Below are 23,620 nucleotides of genomic sequence, written 5' to 3'. Positions count from 1 at the left end.
GCGCGCGCCTCAATTGTGGAACATGGCGACATTGCCGGGCTGATAGCCTTGGCCCGGCGCGATAAAGCGGCGCATTTGTTCGCGCGCCTGTTCCTGCGCTTCGGCGTTTCTCGCCATCTCCAGCGATTGAGCGCGTCCTTGGGAGGCAAGCAGCGCCGTCACATCGGCAAGCTGTTTGCTCTGGAGAGCTAAGAGCTGATTGCCGGCCTGCGAGGCCTGCAAGGCGCCGACCGCCGATTGGCTCGACGAGACGAGCGCTCCCGCTTCAGATCGCGCCGTTTCGATCCCCTGCACGATGCCGGCCTGAACGCGCAAGGAGTCCTGAAAGGCGGCAAGAGAATTCTGCCACCGCTGCCTGGCGCCATCGATCAGCGCGGCCGAAGTCGACGATACATTGGCCACGCCATATTGTGTCGTAAACGCTTGGTCGATCTGCTGCACGTCATAGGCGATGCGCTGCGCTTGGCCCAACAGCCGCTGCGTCTCTCCGATCGATTGCTGGATCGTCTGCAGCGAGGAATAGGGAAGATTGGCGAGATTCCTCGCCTGATTGAGCAGCATCCGCGCCTGGTTTTGCAGGCCCGTGATCTGATTGTTGATCTGCTGCAGCGTGTTCGCCGCCGTCATGACGTTCTGCGCGTAATTGCTTGGATCGAACACCAAGAACTGCGCCCGCGCCCGCAGAGGCGACAAGGACATTGCGAGCGCAACCACAAGAGCGAGGCTGCTCGGGGCGATGCGATGACGAACGGACTTCATGATGAGGCTTCCTGATCGAGGTTTTGCGGGAGAAGCTCGGCGGCCCAGGCAAGGCCACGAGATGAGAGCCAGGCGCGCGTGAAGCCGTTGCGCCCGGTTTGCGCGAAAAGTTCGGAGATGAGCTTCTGATCGGTCTTGGAGGAGGCGGCGCAAAGGGCGAGCGCCAGCGGCCCGAGCCCGAGTTCGAACAGCCGGTTGCCGCGCCGCGACTGGCAGTAGTAGTCGCGTTTCGGCGTCGCCCGGGCGATGATTTCGATCTGGCGATCGTTCAGGCCAAAGCGGCGATAGACGCCCAAGATCTGCGGCTCCAGCGCGCGCTCATTGGGCAGGAACAGCCGCGTCGGGCAGCTCTCAATGATCGCCGCCGCGATTGGGCTCGTTTCGATATCGGCGAGCGACTGGGTGGCGAAGACGACGGAAGCGTTTTTCTTACGCAAAGTTTTCAACCATTCGCGCAATTGGCTGGCGAACCCTTTGTCATCGAGGGCGAGCCAGCCTTCATCGATTATGATCAGGCTCGGCGAGCCATCGAGCCGGCCTTCGATGCGATGAAAGAGATAGGCGAGGACGGCGGGCGCCACGGAAGAGCCGATGAGCCCTTCGGTCTCGAAGGTCTGAATGTCCGCTTGCCCCAGATATTCGGCCTCGGAATCGAGAAGCCGCCCATGCGGGCCGCCGAGGCAAAATGGTTGCAGAGCGCGCTTAAGGGCCTTGGATTGCAGAAGGACCGAGAGGCCGGTGAGGGTTCGTTCGGAAACCGGAGCCGAGGCGAGCGACGAGAGCGCCGACCAGAGATGTTCCTTCACTTCCGGCGTAACGGTGACATTCTCGCGGGCAAGAACCGCCGCGACCCATTCCGCCGCCCAGGCGCGCTCCGCAAGCTCGTCGATCCGCGCCAAAGGCTGCAGGGCGACAGGGTGGATGGCGTCATCCGCAAGCGAGCCGCCGAGATCGTTCCAGTCGCCGCCTATGGCGAGCGTCGCGGCCCGCGCCGAACCCCCGAAATCGAAGATGAAGATTTGCGAACGCTCATAACGGCGAAATTGCAGCGCCATCAGCGCCAACAGCACGCTTTTGCCGGCGCCTGTGGGGCCAACGACGAGGGCGTGTCCGACGTCGCCGACATGCAGCGAAAAGCGAAACGGGGTCGAACCTTCGGTTTTGGCGAAAAAGAGTGGCGGCGCGTCGAAATGCGCGTCGTTGAGCGGCCCCGCCCAGACGGCGGAAAGCGGAATCATATGGGCGAGATTGATGGTCGAAATCGGCGGCTGACGCACATTGGCGTAGACGTGTCCGGGCAACGAACCAAGCCAGGATTCGATGGCGTTGACCGTCTCGACCATGCAAGTGAAGTCGCGGCCTTGAATGATCTTCTCGGCGAGCCGCAGCTTTTCGTCGGCGAGCGCTGCGTCTTCGTCCCAGACGGCCAGCGTCGCTGTCACATAGGCTTCGCCAATGAGCTCGGACCCCAAATCCTGGAGCGCCGCGTCGGCGTCCATGGCCTTGTTATGGGCGTCGGTGTCGAGCAGAACCGACGCCTCATTGGTCATCACCTCCTTGAGGATGGCGAAGATCGATTTGCGCTTGGCGAACCATTGCCGGCGGATGCGGGTCAGGACTCTTGTGGCGTCCGTCTTGTCGAGGGTGATCGCCCGCGTCGACCAGCGATAGGGAAAAGCGAGCCGGTTGAGTTCGTCGAGTACGCCAGGATAGGTCGCCGATGGGAATCCCGTGATGGTGAGAACGCGCAGATGCGCGTCGCCAAGCCGGGGCGCGAGCCCGCCGGCAAGCGGCTCGTCGACCAGAATGGCGTCGAGATGCATTGGCGTCTCGGGTACGCGGACACGATGTCGCTTGGTCGAGACGCAGGAATGGAGATAGGTCAGCGTCTCGGCGTCCGAGAGCCATTCTGCTTCGGGCGCGAAGCCTTCGACGAGCTGCAGCAAACGGTCGGTCCGGTCGACGAATCCAGCGAGCACCGCGGTCGCCGAATGGCCTGAGGCGCGCCCCTCGTAGAGCCAATTCTCGGCGCCGGCCGCCTCGTCCTCGGGCGGCAGGAAGAGGAGCGTGAGAAAATACGCGCTCTCGAAATGCGCGCCTTCCTCTTCGAACTGCGCCTTGCGCTCCATATCGACGAGCGCCGAGACCGGATCGGGAAATTGGCTCGACGGGTAATGCTGCGCCGGATTGCGCTGCGCTTCGACGAAGATTGCCCAGCTGGAGCCGAGACGCCGCAGCGCGTTATTGAGCCGCGCCGTTGCGCCGACGAGTTCGCCCGGCGTCGCGCTGTCGAGATCGGGTCCGCGAAAGCGCGCTGTGCGCTGGAACGAACCGTCCGTGTTGAGCACGACACCGGGCGCGACCAGAGCCGCCCAAGGGAGGAAGTCGGCCAGGCTCTGTGTTCTTTTTCGGTACTCCGCGAGATTCAGCATGGACGCGTCCTCTACGCTGCGAGATGGGCGGGATAGCGCAGGTGACGGCGCACGACTTCGACGAATTCCGGATCGCGCTTGGCGGCCCACACGGCTGCGAATTGCGCCACGATCCAGAAGGCGAGGCCCGCGATCCACAAGCGCAGGCCGAGGCCGAGCGCCGCAGCAAGCGTTCCGTTCAGAATCGCGATCGCGCGCGGCGCGCCGCCGAGAAGGATCGGCTCGGTCAGCGCCCGATGGACGGGGACCCGAAAGCCCGCGACGGAAACATCGGAGTGGAGGGAAACGCTTTCCATCAGATCAGCGCCCCGCCGCCGAAGGAGAAGAAGGAGAGAAAGAAGCTCGATGCGGCGAAGGCGATGGAAAGCCCGAAGACGATCTGAACGAGACGCCGAAACCCGCCCGACGTGTCGCCGAAGGCGAGCGTCAGGCCCGTGGTGATGATGATGATCACGGCGATGATTTTGGCGACCGGGCCTTCGATCGACTGCAAAATCTGCTGGAGCGGCTGCTCCCAGGGCATGTTCGATCCGGCGGCCAAAGCCGGCGTCGAGTGAACGGCGACGCCAGTCGTGACGATGCCGGCGGCAAGCGAAGCGCCAAACCGTTTCTGAACAGAAGCCAGATTCATTGATCTTCTCCGAATGTGATGCGCATAAGATCGGCGAGGACGTAATCGCCGTATTCGTTGAGCCCCTCGACGGCGGCGAGTTCGATCAACCGCCGTTCTGAACCGCGCCCGGCGAGCACGGCGACGATTTGGATCGTCTCGGCGATCAGCGCGCGCGGCACGGTGACGACGGCCTCCTGGATCAGCTGTTCGAGCCGGCGCAGGGCGCCGAGCGCCGATCCCGCGTGAATGGTCCCGACCCCGCCGGGATGCCCGGTTCCCCAAGCCTTGAGAAGATCGAGCGCCTCCGGCCCACGGACCTCGCCGATCGGAATGCGGTCAGGCCGCAAACGCAGCGACGAACGCACAAGGTCCGAAAGTGAGGCGACGCCATCCTTGGTGCGCAAAGCGACGAGATTGGGCGCCGCGCATTGGAGTTCGCGCGTGTCTTCGATCAGCACCACGCGGTCGCTCGTTTTGGCGACCTCGGCAAGCAGAGCGTTGACGAGCGTCGTCTTGCCGGTCGAGGTGCCGCCGGCGACCAACACATTCTTGCGTTCGGCGACGGCGATGCGGAGAATCGCGGCCTGTTCTTTCGGTATGACGCTGGCGGCGACGTAATCGTCGAGCGTGAACACGGCGACCGCCGGCTTGCGGATGGCGAAGGCGGGCGCCGCGACGACGGGCGGCAACAGGCCTTCGAAGCGCTCTCCTGTTTCCGGCAGTTCCGCCGAAACGCGCGGTGCCTCCGGATGAACCTCGGCGCCGACATGATGCGCGACGAGCCGGACGATCCTCTCCCCATCCTCGGGCGAGAGACTCGCTTGCGCGTCTTCCAGGCCGCTCGTCAAGCGATCGAGCCAGAGCCGTCCGTCGGGATTGAGCATGACCTCGACGACGCTCTCGTCGTCGAGCCAGGCCGCGATCTGCGGACCCAACGCCGTGCGCAACATACGCGCGCTGCGCGAGGCCGCCTCCGCATTGTGAGATTGCGCCGCCACATCCGCCCCCGGTTCTCCGCGAACCGCGCAGGCGGTTCGAAGTCGGGGTCGATTAGAAAGGGCCAAGACCGAGGCGACGCAACAAGCTCGTCAGGGGCGTAGGGGCCTGGCGTGCAAAAACAGGCGAACGGCGAAAGGGGTGGCAGGGGCCGATGGGTTGAGATTGCGGATCAAAGGGAGAGGTGTCGGACGAGCGGACGATAAGCGAACCGCTTCGTCATCAGCCGGTGCACAACTCGCGTTTTGCGATGGTCGTATCGCCGACTTGGTGCGGACCGGCCGTGGCGACGAAACGAGTAGGACGTTTTTACACAGATTTGCTCGGCAGCAGCGATCCCGGCCTTGTGACCTCGCTTGGAATCCCGTTGTCACAATGGTTCGAGATCGGCTAAGTTTGAAACAGTTTTTCATAAACGTGCCGGTACTGACCAAGGGGTCGCTATGGGGCTACCGTTCACCAACAAGCGCAAAACATTAGGAGCGCTAACCGTGCTTCTCGCCCCTGCCGCTCTATCAGCATGTGGGTACCTACCAGATTGCGATAAGCCATGTCCTGCCGGGCAGGTACACCAAGGATACATGTGTTATTGCGTAAAGCCTGGAAAAAGTACCGGGGGCATGACTACACAACCCAACGATCATTACATAATACGTAGATACCACCACCTGCGGCTCGGGCTGATGCATGCGGCGATGATGAGCGCCCACGCATTAAATGACGATGAGCGTCGCGCATTGATTGCCGCCATCGAGGCAACGTTCATGACCAATGGCGGCTTTGACGCCTGGGGGATGATCGATGCGCTCAAATCCCTCGGCGCGCTCGACGACGATCAGGAAGAACATGTCGCGACCGTTAGGGCAGAGATGAACGAGGTATTGGCCGACCGGGACAATCCTGATTCATGGCGGCGTGCGGCTGGCCTATGGAACGCGCAATTCGATCATCCCTATGATGGCGCGTATTGGGAAGGCTGGAACGGCCTTTCCGGCGACGACCGCAAGGCCTTGCAAGTCATGGCCGCGAAAAGCGTCGATCGCGACTCGATGTTCACCCCCTCCTTGATCGCGGAGGTCGCATCACATTCAGACCCGGCCGTCGGAGCAATCATTGAGCGCTGGACAGGATTGCCGCCCAAGAAGGATGCATTCTTTCAGGACAGCATTCGCACATTCGAAATGGCTCACGCGGCGTTGGCGCGCCTGCGCTGCCCATTGCCTGACCGTTCGGCCGAAGCGGTCTCTGCGGCGGACCATGTGCTGCTGGCTTGCGGCCGGATTCTCTACTGGCTGAATCGCGACGATCTTCCATTTTCGGAACGCAAGTCGAATTGCGCAGCCCCGCTCGCCATCCTGTCGCGTCATGAAACTGGTGTCGCGGCCGCCGTCGTTGGGGAATTCTTCAGGTCGGACCACATGTTCGCTGAAAGCGCGCGGCAGCTTCCGGGTTCGGGGCCGGTGGTGACGTCTTTTGGACAGTTCTTCCCCGACGAGGTCGCAGCGATCTACCGGACGGCCCTTGAAAAGCCGACCCTTCAATCCGGCTATTTCGAGTTCTTCCGCATCGAAGACGTGATCGAAAAGGCTTTGGTGAATGTGGGGCGGTTCGGTAGCGCGAGCGACATTCCGCTGCTTCGTGCTTGGTCAATCTATCCTGATCTGGGGCGCTTTGCGATACAGGCCGTCAGGGAGATTGAAGAAGCACCCGGCCAGATGAAGTTGCGCGCCAAGAGCTAGATGATAGTTCGCGGCATCCTTGATCAGGACTTGAAGGTCTGACACCGGACATTCTAAAAGAAACCGGGCCACACAATGTGAATGGCACGCGCACGTGGCGTTTGGACCAATGACGGGGCTGTCCGCTCACCATCGAGGTTATGTGGACATCAGGCGGAGTTCGAGCCGACCGGAAAGAGGCGCCGCTGCACTTCGTTGATGGCGTGCTTCCCAGAGTGACGGTGAGCAGCGAGCATAGCGAGTGCGAACGCGTTGTGCTACGAATGCTGACGGTCTTTCCTTATATCGGCGCGTAGCGCGCCCTGTGGTCGATGGCGCGAGCAATCGACGGATCGTTGTCGATAGACGCTGAAACGTCGCTGAATTCGAATCGCGTGAATTTTCCTTTGAAATCATAAGCAAAAAATTTTGACGGCTCGTTGTCCGGATTTCGAGCGTCATCAGGAAAAATTTGCGCCCATAAATCAGTGCGTTACGACGTGTTGAGAGAATCGAGTGGGAGTGACGGGTCGTACAAGAGGGATATTTGAGGATAGCGTGGAGTACAATTGGCAGGAGAGTCTTACCGATAGGCATCGATAGCAGCCGATTCTATTTGGCCCGATTCCTTGTCACGGTATCCTTCCGGCATTTGGAACAGTCGTAGTTATCGTAGGCTGGCTACGACTCATTCTACAATCGTCGGGATCATGCTTGCGCCGAAACGCAAGTCGACTAGGCGCGGAGTTTGTCGATAAGAGCACGTAGTCCCGCCGAGACGTAGCGACGGCTCGGATAATAGATGAAGAGGTCGTCGTCGGTACGACACCAATCGTCAAGACATCGGATGAGTCTGCCGGACCGAAGTTCATCCTGAACCCGATCGTCCCATACGTAGGCGAGGCCGCATCCTTGCAGGGCGGCCTCGACCATTAGTTCCTGCCCGTCTGTTATCATCGGGCCGTTGACCTCAACCGAGAGCGTTTCGCCGTTACGCTCGAACGCCCAATTATAGATCGCGCCGCTTGGGAATCTGTAGCGGATACAGGCGTGATTCTGGAGGTCTGCGGGGATCTGCGGCAGCTGTCGGCCCCTGAGGTACTCCGGTGAGCCGACGACGGCGAACCGCAGCTTCGATTTGATCCGGACTGCCACCATGTCCTGGCTCAGTCGTTCACCGAAGCGAATGCCGGCGTCAAACCCCTCCTTGGCGATGTCGACCAGGCGATCGCTCGTCTCTATGTCAAGCTGCAGCCCCGGGTTCTTGCTGATGAGAGGCCCTAGAACGTCGCGCAGCACGTAAGGCGCGATCGATGTTGGCACCGTGATCCGTACCAGTCCAAAAGGCGTGCCGCGGAAGGCGTTGAGGCCGTCCAACGCTCGCCCGATCTGCTCGAAGGCAGGCGACAGCTCGCTCACAAAGCGCTCGCCGGCGTCCGTCAAGGAGACACTGCGCGTCGTGCGATGCAGCAGCCGGACGCCAACGCGCTCCTCGAGGCTTCGAACGGAGTGGCTCACCGCCGACGAGGCTACGCCGCGCTCAACCGCCGCTTTGCTGAAGCTACAGTGCTTGGCCACCGCCAAAAAGGTGGCAAGTTCACCCAATTCAGCTGCCAGCATCGCCCTCTCGATTCATGAATACAATTCATGACTGCATGCTAAATTATACGACTAATCAGAATTAAGAGGAAGGCCTAACTCCTTTGCACCGCCCCACGGTCCAGCTCCGAGGTCGAAAGCAACAGGCGTCAGACATGTACAACATTGCCGTCCACTTCGACGTGAAGCCCGAGCATCGCGATGATTTCATCGCCGCAGCGCTGGAGGACGGACGCAACTCCGCTGCTGAATCCGTCAGGTTGATATCTTCACCGAGCCGTTCGATTTGCCGATCATCGGCAAACGGTTTGCGATGATCAAGGACAACAGCGGCAACGCGGTCGAATTCGTTCAGGACATCGCTGCGTGATGCCGGCGTTCCGGCGAGCCAGGCAAGGAAGAGGCGCGTCGAAAATGCGGTGTCATCGCATTGGCATGCTTCGTACCAGGCAAATTTTCAATCGATGGAGATAGAAATGAGCAGCAAACCGTTCAAGTCTCTCGAAGGTAAAGTCGCGGTCGTTACAGGAGCCAGCTCGGGTATCGGGCGAGCCACCGCAATCGAAGTCGCCCGCCGCGGCGCCAAGGTGATCGCAAGCGCCCGCCGCGGCGCGGAGATCGAGGCCCTTGTGGCCGAGATCAGGGGCGAGGGCTTCGAAGCAACAGCGGTGGTAGCCGATGTGAACGTCGAGCAGAGCGTGATCGATCTCATCGCGAGGACGATCTCGACTTATGGCCGCATCGATGTTGCTTTCAACAATGCCGGCACCGAAGGCGCGTTCTCGCCCTTCGTCGAGCAGACCAACGAGACTTACGACAGCATTTTCAACGCCAATGTGCGTGGCGTTTTCTGGTCGATGAAACACGAGGCCAAGGCGATGCTGGCGCAGGGAGGCGGCACGATCATCAACAACGCCTCGATGGGCGGCGTCATCGGCTTCGCCAATGCCGGCCTCTACATCGCCAGCAAGCATGCCGTGCTCGGGCTTACCAAGACGGCCGCGATCGAGTTGTTCAAGCAGGGCGTTCGTGTCAACGCCATCAATCCCGGCATCATCGATACGCCCTTCCAGGACCGCGTCTGGCCAAGCGCCGAGGCAAAGTATGTGTTTTGGCGTGCAAATTTGACCCCCTAAGCCTGGGGATCGGCGTCCAAAATTGACCCCCTTGAGAAGTGTTTGCAGGTCTGTCCGCTTTGGCATCGAGCGGACGGTGGGGGGGATGCTTGTTGTGGAGACGATTGGCCGGATTCGGCGGGAGCATTTCCAGAAGGGCAAGTCGATCAAGGAGATTGCCCGCGATCTGAAGATATCACGCAACACGGTTCGCAAGGTTCTGCGGTCGGGCGAGACCTCGTTTTCCTATGAACGGGAGGTCCAGCCCCGTCCCAAACTCGGCGCCTGGAAGGCTGAGATCGACCGAGTGCTCGCGGCGAACGCAACGAAGCCGGCACGCGAGCGGCTGACGCTGATCCGTGTGTTCGAAGAGCTGCGGGCGCTTGGCTATGACGGCGGCTACGACGCGGTGCGGCGTTACGCCCGGAACTGGGCGCGCGAGCATGCGAGCGAGACGGCGAGCGCCTTTGTGCCGCTGAGCTTTGCGCCGGGCGAGGCTTACCAGTTCGACTGGAGCCACGAGATCGTTCTGATGAACGGCGTGACGATGACCGTGAAGGTCGCGCATCTGCGGCTCTGTCACAGCCGGATGTTTATCGCCCGAGCCTATCCGCGCGAGACACAGGAGATGGTTTTCGACGCGCATGAGCGTGCCTTTGCCTTCTTCAAGGGCGCCTGCGGCCGGGGCGTCTACGACAACATGAAGACGGCGGTCGAAACGATCTTCGTCGGCAAGGACCGGCAATATAATCGCCGATTCCTTCAGATGTGCTCGCACCATCTCGTCGAGCCTGTGGCCTGCACGCCGGCGTCGGGCTGGGAGAAGGGGCAGGTCGAAAATCAGGTCGGCCTTGTGCGCGAGCGCTTCTTCACGCCGCGCCTGCGGTTCAAGAGCTTCGACGAGTTGAACGCGTGGCTGATGGATAAATGCATCGCCTACGCCAAGGCGCACGCCCATCCGGAGCGCGCCGACAGAACCGTCTGGGAGGTCTTCGAGGAGGAGCGGCCGAATCTCATTCCCTATCGCGGCCGCTTCGATGGATTCCACGCTGTCCCGGCCTCGGTGTCGAAGACCTGCCTGGTCCGCTTCGATAACAACAAATACTCGGTGAACGCCGGCGTTGTCGGACGCCCGGTCGAGATCCACGCCTATGCCGATCGCATCGTCATCCGCCAGGATGGGCGCGTCGTCGCCGAACATGCCCGCTGCTTCGGGCGCGGCGAGACGATCTACGACCCCTGGCACTATGTGCCGGTTCTGGCCAGAAAGCCGGGCGCGCTGAGGAACGGGGCGCCGTTCAAGGACTGGGTGTTGCCCGGAGCGCTGGAGCGTGTGCGCCGCAAGCTCTCCGGCTCCGACGACGGCGACCGTCAGATGGTCGCCATTCTCGCCGCGGTGCTCACCGACGGATTGCCGGCGGTCGACGGCGCCTGCGCTGAAGCGCTCGAAAACGGCGTCCATTCCGCCGACGTCATCCTCAACATCCTCGCGCGACGCCGCGATCCTGAACCGCCGGCAATCATCGCGACTCCGCAGGCGCTTCGCCTGCGGCATGCGCCGATCGCCGACTGCGCCAGATACGATCAGCTCAGGAGCCTGTGACCATGGAAAGAACCGAAGTCCTCGACATGATGGGCGAACTCAAGCTCTATGGCATGCGCGGCGCTTATGACGAGACGCTCGCCGTCGCCGTGAAGCGTAAACACGAACCCCAGCGTTTTGTTGGCGATCTGCTCAAGGCAGAGATATCCGAGAAGCAGGCGCGCTCGATCAAGTATCAGCTCACTGTCGCCAAACTACCGCTCGCTAAAGATGTCGACGACTTCGCCTTCAAGGACACGCCGATCAATGAGGCGCTCGTCCGCGATCTCGCCGGCGGCGCCTTCATCGCTCAGCAACGCAATGTCGTTCTCGTCGGCGGAACTGGAACGGGCAAAACGCATCTCGCGATCGCCATCGCCCGCAGTTGCATTCGCGCCGGCTCGCGCGGACGCTTCTTCACCACCGTCGATCTCGTCAATCGCCTCGAAGCTGAAGCGCGCGCCGGACGCCAAGGACGGCTCGCCGACTATCTGACTCGTCTCGACTTCGTCATTCTCGATGAACTCGGCTATCTGCCCTTCGCCCAGGCCGGCGGCCAGCTCCTGTTCCATCTCATCAGCCGGCTCTATGAGCGAACATCGATCATCGTCACGACCAATCTCGCCTTCGGCGAATGGCCGAGCGTCTTTGGAGATCCGAAGATGACGACAGCGCTGCTCGATCGTCTCACCCACCACTGCGACATCGTCGAAACCGGCAACGAGAGCTGGCGCTTCAAAAATCGCGCCTGATCATGCCGCCGCGTGCGTCGTAACTCCGGTCGGGCTACGCCCTCCTTCCGTCACGACGCGCGAAACAAAGGGGTCAATGTTGGACGCCGATACGGGGTCAAACTTCAACGCCGATTGACACCTATGAAAAATATTGCGCAAAGTGCCATGCCAGCGCCGGCAGGCTTGCGCGTATGCGGCGCTGAATGCGATCCACAGGAAGATGAAACGGGCATCGGCATCTGCCCCGCAGGCCTCGGCGCGGCCGATCCAGTTAATGGCGCGATGGACGCGCAGGCTCATGGTTTGCGGAAAGCCCTCGCGGACCGCACGCTGCTTGGTCTTCAGTTCTGCATGGGTGATGCCGGTCTTTGTCGTCATTCCGCTTCGTTCCCGTTGTCTCATGGCAGGGCGTCGAAATCGCTCCTGCGGTGGTTTTCGACCAAGGTGCGCAGCCCCTCGGGCGCGATGACCTCGACCGCATCGCCCCATTGATAGAGATGCCACGCCATCTCGAGCCAGCCCGCCGCATGAAAGCGCACGATCAGGCCGCCATCCTCCTGGGCTTCCGCGGCCTGTCTTGGGTGAAAGCAAAACTCGGCCGCCCGTGCTGCCGCGTGCGGTGCGAAACGCCAGATGACCTCGTCATATTGCGCCGGGTCCTGGTAGACGCCGAAAGACTGCGCCGCATATTCCTCCAGCGAAAAGCCGGGTATCAGGCTGAAGCTCTCGTCCAGGGTCTGGGCGCTCAGGATCTGGTCCATCCGGAAGTTCAGCAGGTCTTCGCCGCGTGCCGGCTGGCGCGCCACCAGATAGCTGCGATGTCCCAGCAGAAGACCGTGCGGCTCGATGATCCGTTCGGGTGAGTCCTCGGTTCGGTAGCGCAGCCGCAGGCGGAACGGGCCGCGCAGTCCCTCGATCACGGCGTCCAGCACCGCCGGCGCCAGATTGACCCTGGGGCCTGGGCTGGTGACTGACCCCATCGCCAAAAGGACAGCTTCGACATCGGTTTCAGTGCGCAGGGCGTCTCGCGGCGTCAGTCGGGCCAGAAGTCCGTCGCGCAGGTCCTCCAGCGCGGCGGCGTGGCGCAGGCGGCCATCGCTCCGCGCAGTTCTGCCGGCGATCTCCAGCGCCTCGATCGCCGTTTCCTGACGGGGCTGGAGTCGGTCGAGCATCGTGTCGGCGACACGCCAGCGCCGCCGACGGTCCGGGCCGTCCACCGTGTCGACGTTGGTGAACACAGTTTCCAGCGCGTCGGTCATGCGCTGCGCCGTGCGGTGGGAGACGCTGAATTCCTCACAGATCTCATCGAGGCCGATTCCGGTCCGTCGGGTGGCGGCCATCCGCGCCAGCCTGATCAGATCCTGAGCCTTGGAATACGACATGAATCCAAATCCCGGCCGTAGACTATGTCAGATATTGACACCCACGCACGCTATGTCAGAGCTTGCAGCCTGTCGAGATGCAAGTCTTGTCGGGACTGCACTCGAACAGGGGGCGGGTTATGCGAAGTATTGAGGGCGACCGGATACTATTGTCCGCATCGGATCTGATGCGGTTCATGGGTTGCACCCACGCGACCGCGCTCGATCTCGCGTATATGCGGGGCAATGGCCTGGTGCCCCGCGAAGACAGCGATGACGCTGCTCTGCTCCAGAAGCAGGGCGATGCCCATGAAGCTGCCCATCTGGCGAAGCTGAAAGCGTCGGGTGTTTCGGTTGTCGAGATCGCTCGGTCCGACCTTGCCGACAACGCGGAGACGACGCGCGCCGCCCTGGCGGGAGGCCCGCAGATCGTGTTTCAGGGAGCGCTGCTCGGTGACAATTGGGGTGGCTGGTCGGATTTTCTCGAGCGCGTCGAGCGCCCGTCGGATCTTGGCCCCTTCAGCTATGAAGTCACCGACACCAAGCTCAAGCGGCGTCCCCATCCCAAACATGTGCTGCAACTGGTGCTCTACTCGGACCTGTTGACCGAGATTCAGGGCATCGCCCCCGAATTTGCCCATGTCGAACTCGGCGATGGAAGCCGGGCGCAGCTACGGCTCGCCGACTATCAGGCCTATGCGCGAATGGCGCGCCAGCGGCTCGAGGCTTTCCTGGAAAACCCGGCGCCGACCCGGCCGATCCCCTGTGCTGATTGTGGGCTCTGCCGCTGGGGCGATCACTGCGAAAGCTTCTGGCAGACCGAGGACAGCCTGTTCAACGTCGCGAATATCAGCCGCAGCCAGGTCAAAAAACTCGAGGCATCCGGCATCGCGACGATGGAAGCGCTGGCCGGGCTCGACCACCCGATCCGCGGCATGGCCGAACACACACGGGCACGTCTCGTGATTCAGGCCCGTCTGCAACATGCCCGCAAGACGGGGGCGCCCGCCTTCGAGCTGCGCTTGCCCGATCCCGGCAAGGGCTTCGATCTGCTGCCGGAGCCGCAGTCGAGCGACATCTTCTACGATATTGAGGGCGACCCGCATTACGAAGGCGGCCTTGAATATCTCCACGGTGTCTGGTTCGACGGCCAGTTCAAGGCCTTCTGGGCGCATGACCATGCCGCCGAAGCCCAGGCCTTGTCCGAGCTGCTCGATTTCTTCCGGGAAAGGCTCACCGCTTTTCCCCAAGCGCGCATCTATCACTATGCGTCTTACGAGATCACCGCCTTGCGGCGGCTGACCGCCAAATACGGGATCGGTGAGGCCTTCCTGGACCGCCTGCTGCGCGAGCGACGCTTTGTCGATCTCTTCGCCGTGGTGCGCGGCGCGCTCATCGGTTCGGAAGCCAACTACTCCATCAAGTCGATGGAAGCTTTCTATGGGCGCAAGCGCGATGGGGAGGTGAAAACGGCGGGCGGCTCGGTCGTGGCCTATGAGCGCTGGCGCGAAACCGGCGAGCAGCAAATCCTCGATGAGATCGAGGATTATAACCGCATCGACTGTGTCTCGACCGAGGAGTTGCGCGACTGGCTGGTCAGCATCCGGCCTGCGGCGCCATGGCCGGTCCTGGCCGTGGATGCCGGCGACAAGGAGGTCGAGGAAGACGCCGATACGCAGGCTCTGCGCGCGAAGCTCGCTGCGACCGACCTGCCGCAGGACCGACAGGACATGTTGTTCAACCTCGGCCTGTTCCACAAGCGCGAGGCCAAGCCGGCGCAATGGGCGGTTTTCGACAGCACAGGCAAGGACGAGGATGATCTGATCGACGATCTCGATGCGTTGGCCGGTCTGGAAGCGATCGGCTCCGCCGAACCGGTCAAACGCTCGATGATGCGCCGGTATCGCTTTCCGCCGCAGGAAACCAAGCTGCGTGCTGGTCGCAGTGCGACAGTCCCGGTCGTCGATGGGCCGCCAGCCAGTATCAGCATCGAGGAACTGGATCGCACCACCCGGATCATCGCGGTCAAGGCTGGCCCTGCCAAAGCCCATCTTTTGGCTGACCGCCTGGCGTTACATCCCGACTGGCCGTTGAATACGGACGTTATTGCTGCGGCTTTGCACGACGTGATCGAGGATCAATGCGGCGCACGCCGCCTGACCGCGATCGATGATCTGCTGGCGCGCGCCGCGCCGCGTCTTGTGACGGGCGCGCGCGCGGATCTGCTGGATGGCGCTGATCCGCTGACGGGTACGATCGCGGCAATTGCCGCCATGGACGGCACCGTGCTGCCGATCCAGGGACCACCGGGAACCGGCAAGACCTATGTCACCGCCCGGGCGATCCTGTCACTGGTGCGCCAGGGCCACCGCGTCGGCGTTGCCTCGAACAACCATGAGGCCATCCGCAATGTGCTGATGGGATGCCTCGCCGCGCAGGAAGATGGCGACCCTGTCCGTGGCCTGTGCATCGCTCACAAGGTTGGCAGCGGCGATGATGGCTATCCGGACAATTTTACCGGCGTCATCCGCTCCACCGCCAATGACGATCCTTTATGGAGCCGCGCCCATGTGGTTGGCGGCACGGCCTTCTTCTTTGCCCGCCCCGAACAGGAGCAGGCGCTCGATTGGCTGTTCGTCGATGAGGCCGGGCAGGTCGGGCTCGCCAACATGGTCGCCATGGGCCGGTGTGCGCGCAACATCGTGCTGGTCGGCGATCCGCGTCAATTGCCGCAGGTTATCCAGGGCGCGCATCCCGATCCGGCAAACCTGTCGTGTCTGGAATGGATGCTGGGCGATCACGCCACGATCGCGCCCGATCGCGGCATCTTCCTGCCGGTTTCGCGCCGGATGCATCCCGATGTCTGCGCGTTCATATCGCGGCAGGTCTATGAAAGCAGGCTTGCCAGCGCTCCTGATACTGCCGTCCAGGCAATAGGCGGGACGGGCGGTCCCGAAGCCGGCGCTTTCTGGGTGCCGGTCGCGCATGAGGGCAATGCCCAGATCGCGGCCGAGGAGGTCGCCGCCATTCGGGCGACGATCACGGATCTGCTGACGGGAACCTGGACTGAAAAGGATGGGACAACGCGCCCCGTTTGTCCTGCCGACATCATCGTCGTCGCGCCTTACAATGCACAGGTCAACGCCCTTCAGGATGCCTTGCCCGCCGCCATCCGTGTCGGCACGGTGGACAAGTTCCAGGGTCAGGAAGCACCTGTCTGCCTGGTTTCTATGACCGCGTCGTCGGTCGAGGAAACGCCGCGCGGCATGGATTTTCTGTTCTCGCTCAACCGCATCAATGTCGCCGTCTCGCGCGCCAAAGGCCTGGCGCTCGTCTTCGGCGCGCCGCGGCTGCGCGAAGCAAAATGCGACACCGTCGAACAGATGCGCCTCGTCAACACGCTGTGCGCATTGCCCGAGTTTGGATTTCTTTGAATGTGGACGACTTTCGAGGCGCGCCTCGATGAAAATGAGCAGGAACGTCCCATACCGCTGCGACGGGCGCTTTTCGATGTGCTCCGAGGTTCGGGTCTGCGCCCCGGCGAAGGCGTCACCAAGAAGATGGCGTCCTTTGAATTTGGCGCAGGCGAGCGTCTGCTGTGGGAAATTCAGAATCCGGCCAACGTCTTTCTTGATGTGAAGTGGCGCGATCTGGTCGAAGCAAACGGCTTTGCCACCGAGATACGCCCCTATCAAAGCGGTATGAAGGATGGCGGGCGGCATTCCGCCCTTAGCCGCGACTGGTCCTTTGGCGGTACTGACTGCTTTGTCGTGCGGATCGACAGCGCCGAGGCCCTGCGCCGGCTGATCGGCGTGCTGTTGCAGTCCGACGATGAGCTGGTGCTCAATCCGGCGGCGGTCACGCGCTGGATCGAGCAGTTGCGTCATTTCTTTCCCGCGCTCGACCGCTTCGATCTACCCGACCCGCAATTCGACGAGGCGGAACGGACCTACAAGCTGCAGATCGCAGCCGAGCTCAAGGCCGCGATCCCGCAGGCCGATTCCGATCAGGCGCTGGCCGACGCCGTCAATGCCGCGCTCGTCAAAAGCAATCTGCTGCAATGGCGCGCCTATTGGCCGATGTCGTCCAAGGGCGACGCCGATCGCGAAAAGCTCTGGCCGGCGTTGCGAACGCTGGTCGACGCCGCGCTCGGTACGCCGGACGGCCACGCGGCCGCCCTGGAGGTTTTCGTCAACGCATGGATCGCAGCGGTTCCAGACGGCAAGCCAGACCCGGCACGCCAGATAGCCGAATTCCTGTTCCTCCATCTCGCCCCTGACGATGGCATCTATATTCGCCATTCCGTGCGTCAGGACCTCTGGCGGGAAGCGGTGGGTCGCCGGTTTCCCGATTATGCGTCGATGGCCGACACCTATCGCGACGAATGGCGCTTTATGCAGGCGGTCCGGCGCGCTTTCGCGGATCGAGGCCTGGCGCCGCGCGACATGATCGATGTGCAAAGCGCGCTCTGGATCGTCCACGACTACAAGGAAGAGGACATGACTGCCTTTTCGCGCGAGGCGGTCGAGGCGGCGATGGACGCCTACGACAGCTACCGCCAGTCGAAGGAGTATAGCTCCATTTTCGATGCCTTTGGCGAGCCGCGTGACTATTGGGTCCGTTCGACACGCGACCGGCCCAACCGGATCTACCCGTCCAAGCCGATCGTCGGGTTCCTGCGCGGCAAGACACAGCTCAATGGCGGCTGGGGACAGAAGGCCGATGCCGCCGCCCAACTCCATAACGTCGGCTATATCATCGTCGATAGCGATGATGCGCCGGTCACGCCGCCAGAGCGGTACGAGCATCTGATCGGCGATGCCGACCGCATCCGGCTATGCGCACGCAACTATTATGTCGAACCGGCCCGCGAGAAGAGCGCGAGCAAGGTTGCGATCCGCGCCAGTGATCTCGGCCACGACATGGGTCTACTCGACCGGCATCCGGCTATCTGTAGCGCGCTCGGGAGCGAGAAATTCCAGCAATGCGCCCAGGTTCCGCCGCCGACGCACACCCTGCCCAATCCCAGCAGTTCTACAGTTTTCACTTATCAGCTCGCCTCGGCAGAAGGGCACCAAACCATGACGCTTGTACCCGCCACCGCGATGCCCGCCGCCACCAATCTCATCCTTTACGGGCCGCCGGGAACCGGCAAGACTTATGCGACGGCCTGGGAGGCGGTGCGGCTCTGTCTGGGCGATGTGGCGGCTGATCCTCTTCGCGATGACCGCGATGCCGTGATGGTTGAATATCGCCGTCTTGCCGGCGAAGGACGGATCGAGTTCGTTACCTTTCACCAGTCCTTTTCCTATGAGGATTTCGTCGAGGGGCTGCGGCCGACGACCGGTGTGGAACAGGAAGGTGACGACGAGGTCGCCAGCACTTCGGGTGGCTTCAGTCTCAAGCCCCATGCCGGGGTGTTCAAGATCATCAGCGAGAGGGCGCGTCTCGACACCGGCGATGCGCCGGCCAAGCGGCTCGACCGCTCGCGCGCGATCTACAAGATCGCTCTCGGCCAGCGCGGCAGTCAGGAAGATCGGATCCGCGAAGGCCTCGATGGCGGGCTGATCCATCTAGGCTGGGGCGGCGACATTGACTGGTCCGACGAGCGCTTCGACGATTTCGAAGAAATTCGGAAGGCGTGGAACGACCAGAAGGACCCCGACGCATCCGGCAAGGACCCCAATATCGAGATGCTTTACGCCTTCCGGTCCGGCCTTCAGGTGGGCGATTATGTCGTTATTTCTGATGGCCGCGACAGCTATCGCGCCTTTGGCCGCGTGAGCGGTGAGTATTATTTCGATGCTGATGCGGCCGTCCACCCGCACCGGCGCCGCGTCGAATGGATATGGCGCGATGACAATGGCGCCGAGCGCGCGCCTTTCTACGCCCGGAATTTTCGCCGCCAGTCGGCCTATCGGCTCGATCCAGACCGGATCGACTGGGATGCGCTTGAAGCCGTGGTAATCGACCCTAATGCCGAGCGGCCGGTGGCCGGTGCGCGACCGCATGTCCTCATCATCGACGAGATCAACAGAGCTAATATCTCCAAGGTGTTCGGCGAGCTGATCACGCTGCTCGAAGTCGACAAGCGGCTCGGCTGCGAAAACGAGGTCAGGGTCCGGCTTCCCTATTCCGGGACCAGTTTCGGTGTGCCGGCCAACCTGCACATCATCGGTACAATGAACACAGCAGATCGCTCGATTGCGCTGCTCGATACCGCCTTGCGCCGCCGCTTCACCTTCCGCGAGCTGATGCCGGACGTTGAGGAACTGCGCCGGGCGCTGGCGGCACGGCAGCTTGATGCCGAAGATCTCGATGGGATTGATCTGTGCAAGCTGCTGCACACGCTCAACGAGCGGATCGAATTTCTCTTCGATCGCGAACACCAGATCGGCCACGCCTATTTCACCGGCTGCCGCAGCCGGGCTGGCGTCGAGGACGTCATGCGCCACAAGGTCATCCCGCTATTGGCAGAGTATTTCTATGAGGATTGGTCGAAAGTCGCCGCAGTGCTCGGCGATGGCGACGGCACCAACGGCGCCCATTTCCTCGAAGCAAAAAGGCTGCCGGCTCCGGCCGGCTTCGTCGATGATGAGCTGGGCGGGGACAAGCGGCGCTGGAGTGTGAAGGCCAGTTTCGATTTCTCGGATTTTGCAGCCTGATGCCTGCCTACACGGTTCGAGAATGGGACAAGCTCGCCTATGGCGATGGCGAGGGGCAGATCCCGGCCCACCATGCCGACCGGCTAGCGGGCCTGGCGGCGCGCTCGGTCTTTGCTGGCCGCGGCGGCAGCGGGGTGCTCGAACATGGTCGGCATGCCTTGCGCGCTCGCGGCGTGGTCGGGATTCTGGCCGCAGGCGATGCGAGCCTGGAGATACTGCCCAAGATCGACGTGGCGCCCGGTGAAACGCCCGATCACCAGAACGCGGCGATCCGCAAACGTCTGGTCCATATGCTGGCCGTCGCGCTTGATCTCAAGATCGACCTGGGCGTCATCACCGATCTCGCCTGGCAGCGCGAGACTCTGCTCGAAATCCTGATCCGCATCTTTTGCGACAAGCTGACCACGGCCCTACGCAAGGGGATGCCGCGCCGGTATGTCGAGCGCGAGGAGGACTTGCCGACCTCGCGCGGCCAGCTCGATATCACCCGCCAGTTCACCCGCCATGCGGTCAACCCCTCGCGCCTTGCCTGCCGGTTCGATCTGTTGTCCGAAGACATCGCGCTCAACCGGATCATGAAGGCGGCAGTGGTTCGCCTTCTCCGCGTCTCGCGGCGCAGTGCCAACCAGCAACGTCTGCGCGAGTTGGCCTTCGTCTATGCCGAAATCGCCGATGTACCGGTTTCAGCGTTGCACTGGGATGAGGTTGTCATCGATCGCACCAATCGGTCCTGGCAGGAACTCTTCGCCATGGCCCGGCTGTTTTTGCAGGACCGCTATCAGACGACCACGGGCGGCGCAGGTCAGGGCACAGCGATGCTGTTCGAGATGAACGCGCTGTTCGAAGAATATGTTGGGCGGCTGATCGCCCGGGCGCTGGCGGGAACAGGGCTTACCGTCTCGTTGCAAGGCGGGCGCCTGTTCTGCCTGAGCGCACAGGATAGCGAACGAGGGCTCTTCCAGACCAAGCCCGACATCCTGATCCGCCGTGGCGGCGCGATCACCCACGTCATCGACACCAAGTGGAAGCGGATTTCCTCTCGCATCGACGACCCCAAACAAGGGGTCTCGCAGGCCGACGTCTATCAGATGATGGCGTATGCGCAGCTCTATCGCGCTCCGCGCTTGACGCTGCTCTATCCCCATCACCCGGGCCTCGGCCCCGAGGATTTGGTTCACGCCCGCCATCGCATCACGGGACACGACACCATCCTGGAGACCGCGAGCATCGACGTGTCGAGCGGTACCGACATGCTGACGCGGCTCAGGCGCCTGCTTCTCGTCGAAGAGCCAGCAGATATGGAAATGGTCGGGTGACGCTCTGGCATATGGTAGGATGTTGCAGACCGAGTCTCCCGATGAGGATGGCAAATCAGGCCGTGAGTCGGCATGATGCGGTTTTTACGGGCACTTTCGCTGTTAGAGGCGCCAAACGACGCGGGCGCCGTCACCGGCGATAGATGGCGAAGTTTTCAACCGGCCGCTGAGCCGAAAAAACCCAATGTTTTCATAAGCGATGCGTTGGCGTCGGTCAGGCTGACGGTATATCGCCTTTTGAAAATATTTTTTCGCTTCTCTTTTCAAAGAGTTAGCCTATGCGGCCGATAATTGAGTGGGAATAAGGGGCGCGTAAACGAACACAGGACGATCGCATGACGAATGGTGAGATCGCTCCGTCATTGCGCTTCCGCGCTTGGGCTCATTGGTCCAAAAACGACTGGGGGCGATGCGCCGCCTCCGGCGGCTCTCGGGGTGGTCCCGCCCTCGAGCGCAATCGGAGAAGCTCCACCTCCGCGGATCCTGGGCGTCCGACCGGAGAGCCTGGAATTCTGGGTACGAAGAAATGGCGACCAGTTAACGTAACTGCTTCGGTCTTGCTCGGCCGAACTCCGTGGAATCGCCGTAATCCCTTCAGGCGCTTCTGTAGGCTGCTGAGTGGTTCGTTCGACGTGTGGAACCTGTCGCTTCGTGGGCTCGGCTATCGCTGTCGCCGTGCCTCCTAGAATAACCGCCACTGCAAAAACAGTCATCGGAGCAGAACGCATAGATCCGCCCTCCAAAGAGAATCCCAACACAGCTTAAACGCTTTAATTGCTCGTTCGTTGCATTCCTGCTTCGACCGCGAAATCCGTCTTCCAAAGCCAGACCCATCAATGGACGGCCAGAAGGGCAATCAACGCCGCGTTTGTGAGTACGAAAGCTCGATGACGCCGGCGAAGGCGGCGCGCGGAATTGTCGCGTTTTGTGCTGGCCGCCAAACAGAAGCCGTGGCCCCGTCCGGTCCGTTCGCCTGCCTCGGCCGTCGCGCGGGTGCGCAAAGCTGCCTGCTCGCGACGAAGTAAGCGATGCCCGCCGCTCCTTGTAACGTAGCGTTCCTTTCAACAGGTTGCGCGTCGCAACGCCAGCCGTTCGATGTTGATCGCGGCTCTTCCTGATCACCGTAAAGGCGCGATAGGTTAGGACATTCTCATGGCAAGCCCGTATCTCGGTCGTCCGGACTGGACATATTGGCGGGGCGGAATTGTCGAGAGTTCCGTCGTCGATCCTGTCGTCAGCGTGCCGTTCAAGATTGGCAGGACCGATCGCGTCGCCACGGCCGGCAGCTGCTTCGCGCAGCATATCTCGCGCGCGCTGCTCGAGAGCGGCTTCAACTATTCGGTGTATGAAACCTTTGATCCGGGGGGCGTCGCACGCGACGAGAATTATGGGGTGTTTCCGGCGCCCTTCGGCAATGTCTACACGGTTCGCCAGCTGGTGCAGCTGTTCGATCGCGTCTACGGAAAATTCGCGCCGGCGGATGATGCCTGGATCAACCGGGACGGCCATCTCGTCGATCCGCTCCGCCCACGCATTCAGAGGACGGGCTTTGAATCTCGCGAGGCGCTGGCGGCCGACCGCGCGCGCCACCTGCACAAGGTGCGCGAGATGTTCGAGACCTGCGACGTGTTCATTTACACCCTCGGCCTCACCGAAACCTGGCTTTCGAATGTCGACGGAACAGTCTTTCCGCTATGCCCGACGGCGATCAGCGACGACGTTCCCGCCGAGAACTACCGGTTCGCCGCTGGCCCGCACGTCTCCCTCGAACTCAGCGACGAGGATGAGGCGCGGATGAACGAAAACGCGGGGATCATTTGCGATGAAGGAGCCGTTCTCGAATGAAGATCGGCGTGGTTGGAAGATGCACGGCGACCGCACTCGGTTTTTCTCTCATGCGGCTTCTCGATGAAGACACCGTCTATGCGTTCGAGGCGGGCGTATGGCAAAGAGAAGGCATGTTGGACCAGGTCGTCGCCTTGATGAAGGCCTGCGACATTGTGTTCATGCATAAGCTTCCGGACGCTTTCGGCGAGCTTGAATGGTCGCAATTCCAAACAATCCACGCCGCCGCGCATGCAATTCCCCCGATCGTGTTCACGGGAGTTCATCCCGACTGCGTCTATATCCGCGGCAGTTCCGACGCATTCCTCGGCTCGCCGGTCGGCCCCTATAGTTCGGCGATCGCCGCCGCGGTCTATTCGCTCGGCGGCGACGCCGAAACGGCGACGCGGCTCTTCAATGCGGATGTTTTCGAGCGGCTCGGATATTTTGCGGAGTTTGAGAAAGCCAGGAGGTTCCTGTTCAAGACCTTCGCGGAGGTCGGGCTGGATGCGGCGCCCGAATGGGAGGGCTGGATGCATGAAGGGCCGTTCATGCACACGATCAACCACCCGCTCCCGGTCATCCTCGCGAGCGTGGCGAAACAGCTGGCGACGAAGGCGGCCTTATCTCCTCCAATGCGCCGCGGCCGATGCCGGTTATCGATACGCTTGCCGCCAGCGTCATATGGCCGGTTTATCCGGAAATCGGCGCCGCGCTGGGAATGCGCGGCGATTATCTGTTCAAGAAAATGGGCGCGCCCCTCGACCTCTCGGACGGTCGAGGACCGTTCTTGCGTTTGAAGCCATTCGTCGAACAGAGCTTCGACATGTTCGAAAAGCACGACAAGTCCTGCTTCGAAAATCCTGTGGTAAAGCGGGCGGCGGCGGTGATCAGGGAATTGATGTG

The 23,620-nt window shown here is 61.9% G+C and carries 19 protein-coding genes; 11 read left to right on the top strand and 8 right to left on the bottom strand.

What is annotated here, in order from left to right; genetic code table 11:
- Positions 1–9: 9 nt before the first annotated feature.
- The 5 genes from trbJ to trbB are packed head-to-tail and all read right to left on the bottom strand — an operon-like array spanning position 10 to position 4,754.
- Complete coding sequence (gene trbJ, locus U1E20_RS12315; protein ID WP_409980909.1) at positions 10–759, bottom strand: P-type conjugative transfer protein TrbJ; 750 nt, start codon at positions 757–759, stop codon at positions 10–12.
- Complete coding sequence (trbE, locus tag U1E20_RS12310) at positions 756–3,191, bottom strand: conjugal transfer protein TrbE (RefSeq protein WP_409980908.1); 2,436 nt, start codon at positions 3,189–3,191, stop codon at positions 756–758. Before trbE ends, trbJ begins: the two co-directional genes overlap by 4 nt.
- Positions 3,192–3,202: 11 nt before the next feature.
- On the bottom strand, positions 3,203–3,487 hold the full coding sequence (locus tag U1E20_RS12305) for a VirB3 family type IV secretion system protein (protein WP_409980907.1): 285 nt from the start codon (positions 3,485–3,487) through the stop codon (positions 3,203–3,205).
- Positions 3,487–3,822 carry a TrbC/VirB2 family protein gene (locus U1E20_RS12300; protein WP_409980906.1) on the bottom strand — a complete coding sequence of 112 codons (336 nt, stop codon included), beginning with the start codon at positions 3,820–3,822 and terminating at the stop codon, positions 3,487–3,489. The genes U1E20_RS12305 and U1E20_RS12300 overlap by 1 nt, the downstream gene beginning before the upstream one ends.
- Positions 3,819–4,754, bottom strand: a complete 936-nt coding sequence (gene trbB, locus U1E20_RS12295) for a P-type conjugative transfer ATPase TrbB (RefSeq protein ID WP_409981089.1) — start codon at positions 4,752–4,754, stop codon at positions 3,819–3,821. Before trbB ends, U1E20_RS12300 begins: the two co-directional genes overlap by 4 nt.
- Before the next feature lie 729 nt (positions 4,755–5,483).
- On the opposite strand from trbB, the gene U1E20_RS12290 reads away from it, so the two are divergent.
- The gene (locus U1E20_RS12290; protein ID WP_409980905.1) at positions 5,484–6,539 is read left to right on the top strand and encodes a hypothetical protein; all 1,056 of its coding nucleotides are present in this window, start codon (positions 5,484–5,486) and stop codon (positions 6,537–6,539) included.
- 714 nt (positions 6,540–7,253) lie between these two features.
- On the opposite strand, the gene U1E20_RS12285 is transcribed toward U1E20_RS12290, so the two are convergent.
- Positions 7,254–8,138 carry a LysR family transcriptional regulator gene (locus U1E20_RS12285; protein WP_409980904.1) on the bottom strand — a complete coding sequence of 295 codons (885 nt, stop codon included), beginning with the start codon at positions 8,136–8,138 and terminating at the stop codon, positions 7,254–7,256.
- 134 nt (positions 8,139–8,272) lie between these two features.
- Between U1E20_RS12285 and U1E20_RS12280 the strand changes: the two genes are divergently transcribed.
- The 4 genes from U1E20_RS12280 to istB all read left to right on the top strand — a co-directional run bounded on the left by U1E20_RS12280 (position 8,273) and on the right by istB (position 11,566).
- The gene (locus tag U1E20_RS12280; RefSeq protein ID WP_409980903.1) at positions 8,273–8,434 is read left to right on the top strand and encodes a hypothetical protein; all 162 of its coding nucleotides are present in this window, start codon (positions 8,273–8,275) and stop codon (positions 8,432–8,434) included.
- Positions 8,435–8,593: 159 nt separating this feature from the next.
- A complete protein-coding gene (locus tag U1E20_RS12275; protein WP_409980902.1) occupies positions 8,594–9,253 on the top strand; it encodes an SDR family NAD(P)-dependent oxidoreductase in 660 nt (219 codons plus the stop codon).
- Between the two features lie 85 nt (positions 9,254–9,338).
- Positions 9,339–10,835, top strand: coding sequence for an IS21 family transposase (istA, locus tag U1E20_RS12270; RefSeq protein ID WP_409980375.1), 1,497 nt, complete (start codon positions 9,339–9,341; stop codon positions 10,833–10,835).
- A gap of 2 nt (positions 10,836–10,837) precedes the next feature.
- A complete protein-coding gene (gene istB, locus U1E20_RS12265) occupies positions 10,838–11,566 on the top strand; it encodes an IS21-like element helper ATPase IstB (RefSeq protein ID WP_409978580.1) in 729 nt (242 codons plus the stop codon).
- Here the strand turns inward: istB and U1E20_RS12260 are convergent, their stop codons facing one another.
- On the bottom strand, positions 11,567–11,926 hold the full coding sequence (locus U1E20_RS12260) for a hypothetical protein (RefSeq protein ID WP_409980901.1): 360 nt from the start codon (positions 11,924–11,926) through the stop codon (positions 11,567–11,569).
- 20 nt (positions 11,927–11,946) lie between these two features.
- Positions 11,947–12,930 (bottom strand): helix-turn-helix transcriptional regulator, encoded by a 984-nt coding sequence (locus U1E20_RS12255; protein WP_409980900.1) that lies wholly within the window; start codon positions 12,928–12,930, stop codon positions 11,947–11,949.
- A gap of 149 nt (positions 12,931–13,079) precedes the next feature.
- Between U1E20_RS12255 and U1E20_RS12250 the strand changes: the two genes are divergently transcribed.
- The 6 genes from U1E20_RS12250 to U1E20_RS12225 all read left to right on the top strand — a co-directional run bounded on the left by U1E20_RS12250 (position 13,080) and on the right by U1E20_RS12225 (position 23,514).
- A complete protein-coding gene (locus U1E20_RS12250) occupies positions 13,080–16,343 on the top strand; it encodes a TM0106 family RecB-like putative nuclease (RefSeq protein WP_409980899.1) in 3,264 nt (1,087 codons plus the stop codon).
- Positions 16,344–19,574: an AAA family ATPase gene (locus U1E20_RS12245; RefSeq protein WP_409980898.1), complete on the top strand. Its 3,231-nt coding sequence runs from the start codon at positions 16,344–16,346 to the stop codon at positions 19,572–19,574.
- Positions 19,574–20,890, top strand: coding sequence for an McrC family protein (locus U1E20_RS12240; RefSeq protein WP_409980897.1), 1,317 nt, complete (start codon positions 19,574–19,576; stop codon positions 20,888–20,890). The genes U1E20_RS12245 and U1E20_RS12240 overlap by 1 nt, the downstream gene beginning before the upstream one ends.
- An 836-nt stretch (positions 20,891–21,726) precedes the next feature.
- Positions 21,727–21,915, top strand: coding sequence for a hypothetical protein (locus tag U1E20_RS12235; RefSeq protein WP_409980896.1), 189 nt, complete (start codon positions 21,727–21,729; stop codon positions 21,913–21,915).
- Positions 21,916–22,042: 127 nt separating this feature from the next.
- Positions 22,043–22,735 carry a GSCFA domain-containing protein gene (locus U1E20_RS12230; RefSeq protein WP_409980895.1) on the top strand — a complete coding sequence of 231 codons (693 nt, stop codon included), beginning with the start codon at positions 22,043–22,045 and terminating at the stop codon, positions 22,733–22,735.
- Positions 22,732–23,514, top strand: a complete 783-nt coding sequence (locus U1E20_RS12225; RefSeq protein WP_409980894.1) for a WcbI family polysaccharide biosynthesis putative acetyltransferase — start codon at positions 22,732–22,734, stop codon at positions 23,512–23,514. Before U1E20_RS12230 ends, U1E20_RS12225 begins: the two co-directional genes overlap by 4 nt.
- The last annotated feature ends 106 nt before the right edge of the window (positions 23,515–23,620 follow it).

The organism is Methylocystis sp. (assembly GCF_046349115.1).
Taxonomy (GTDB): Bacteria; Pseudomonadota; Alphaproteobacteria; order Rhizobiales; family Beijerinckiaceae; genus Methylocystis.
The sequence above is the reverse complement of the archived record's forward strand: the minus strand, read 5'-3'. Positions and strand labels throughout refer to the sequence as shown.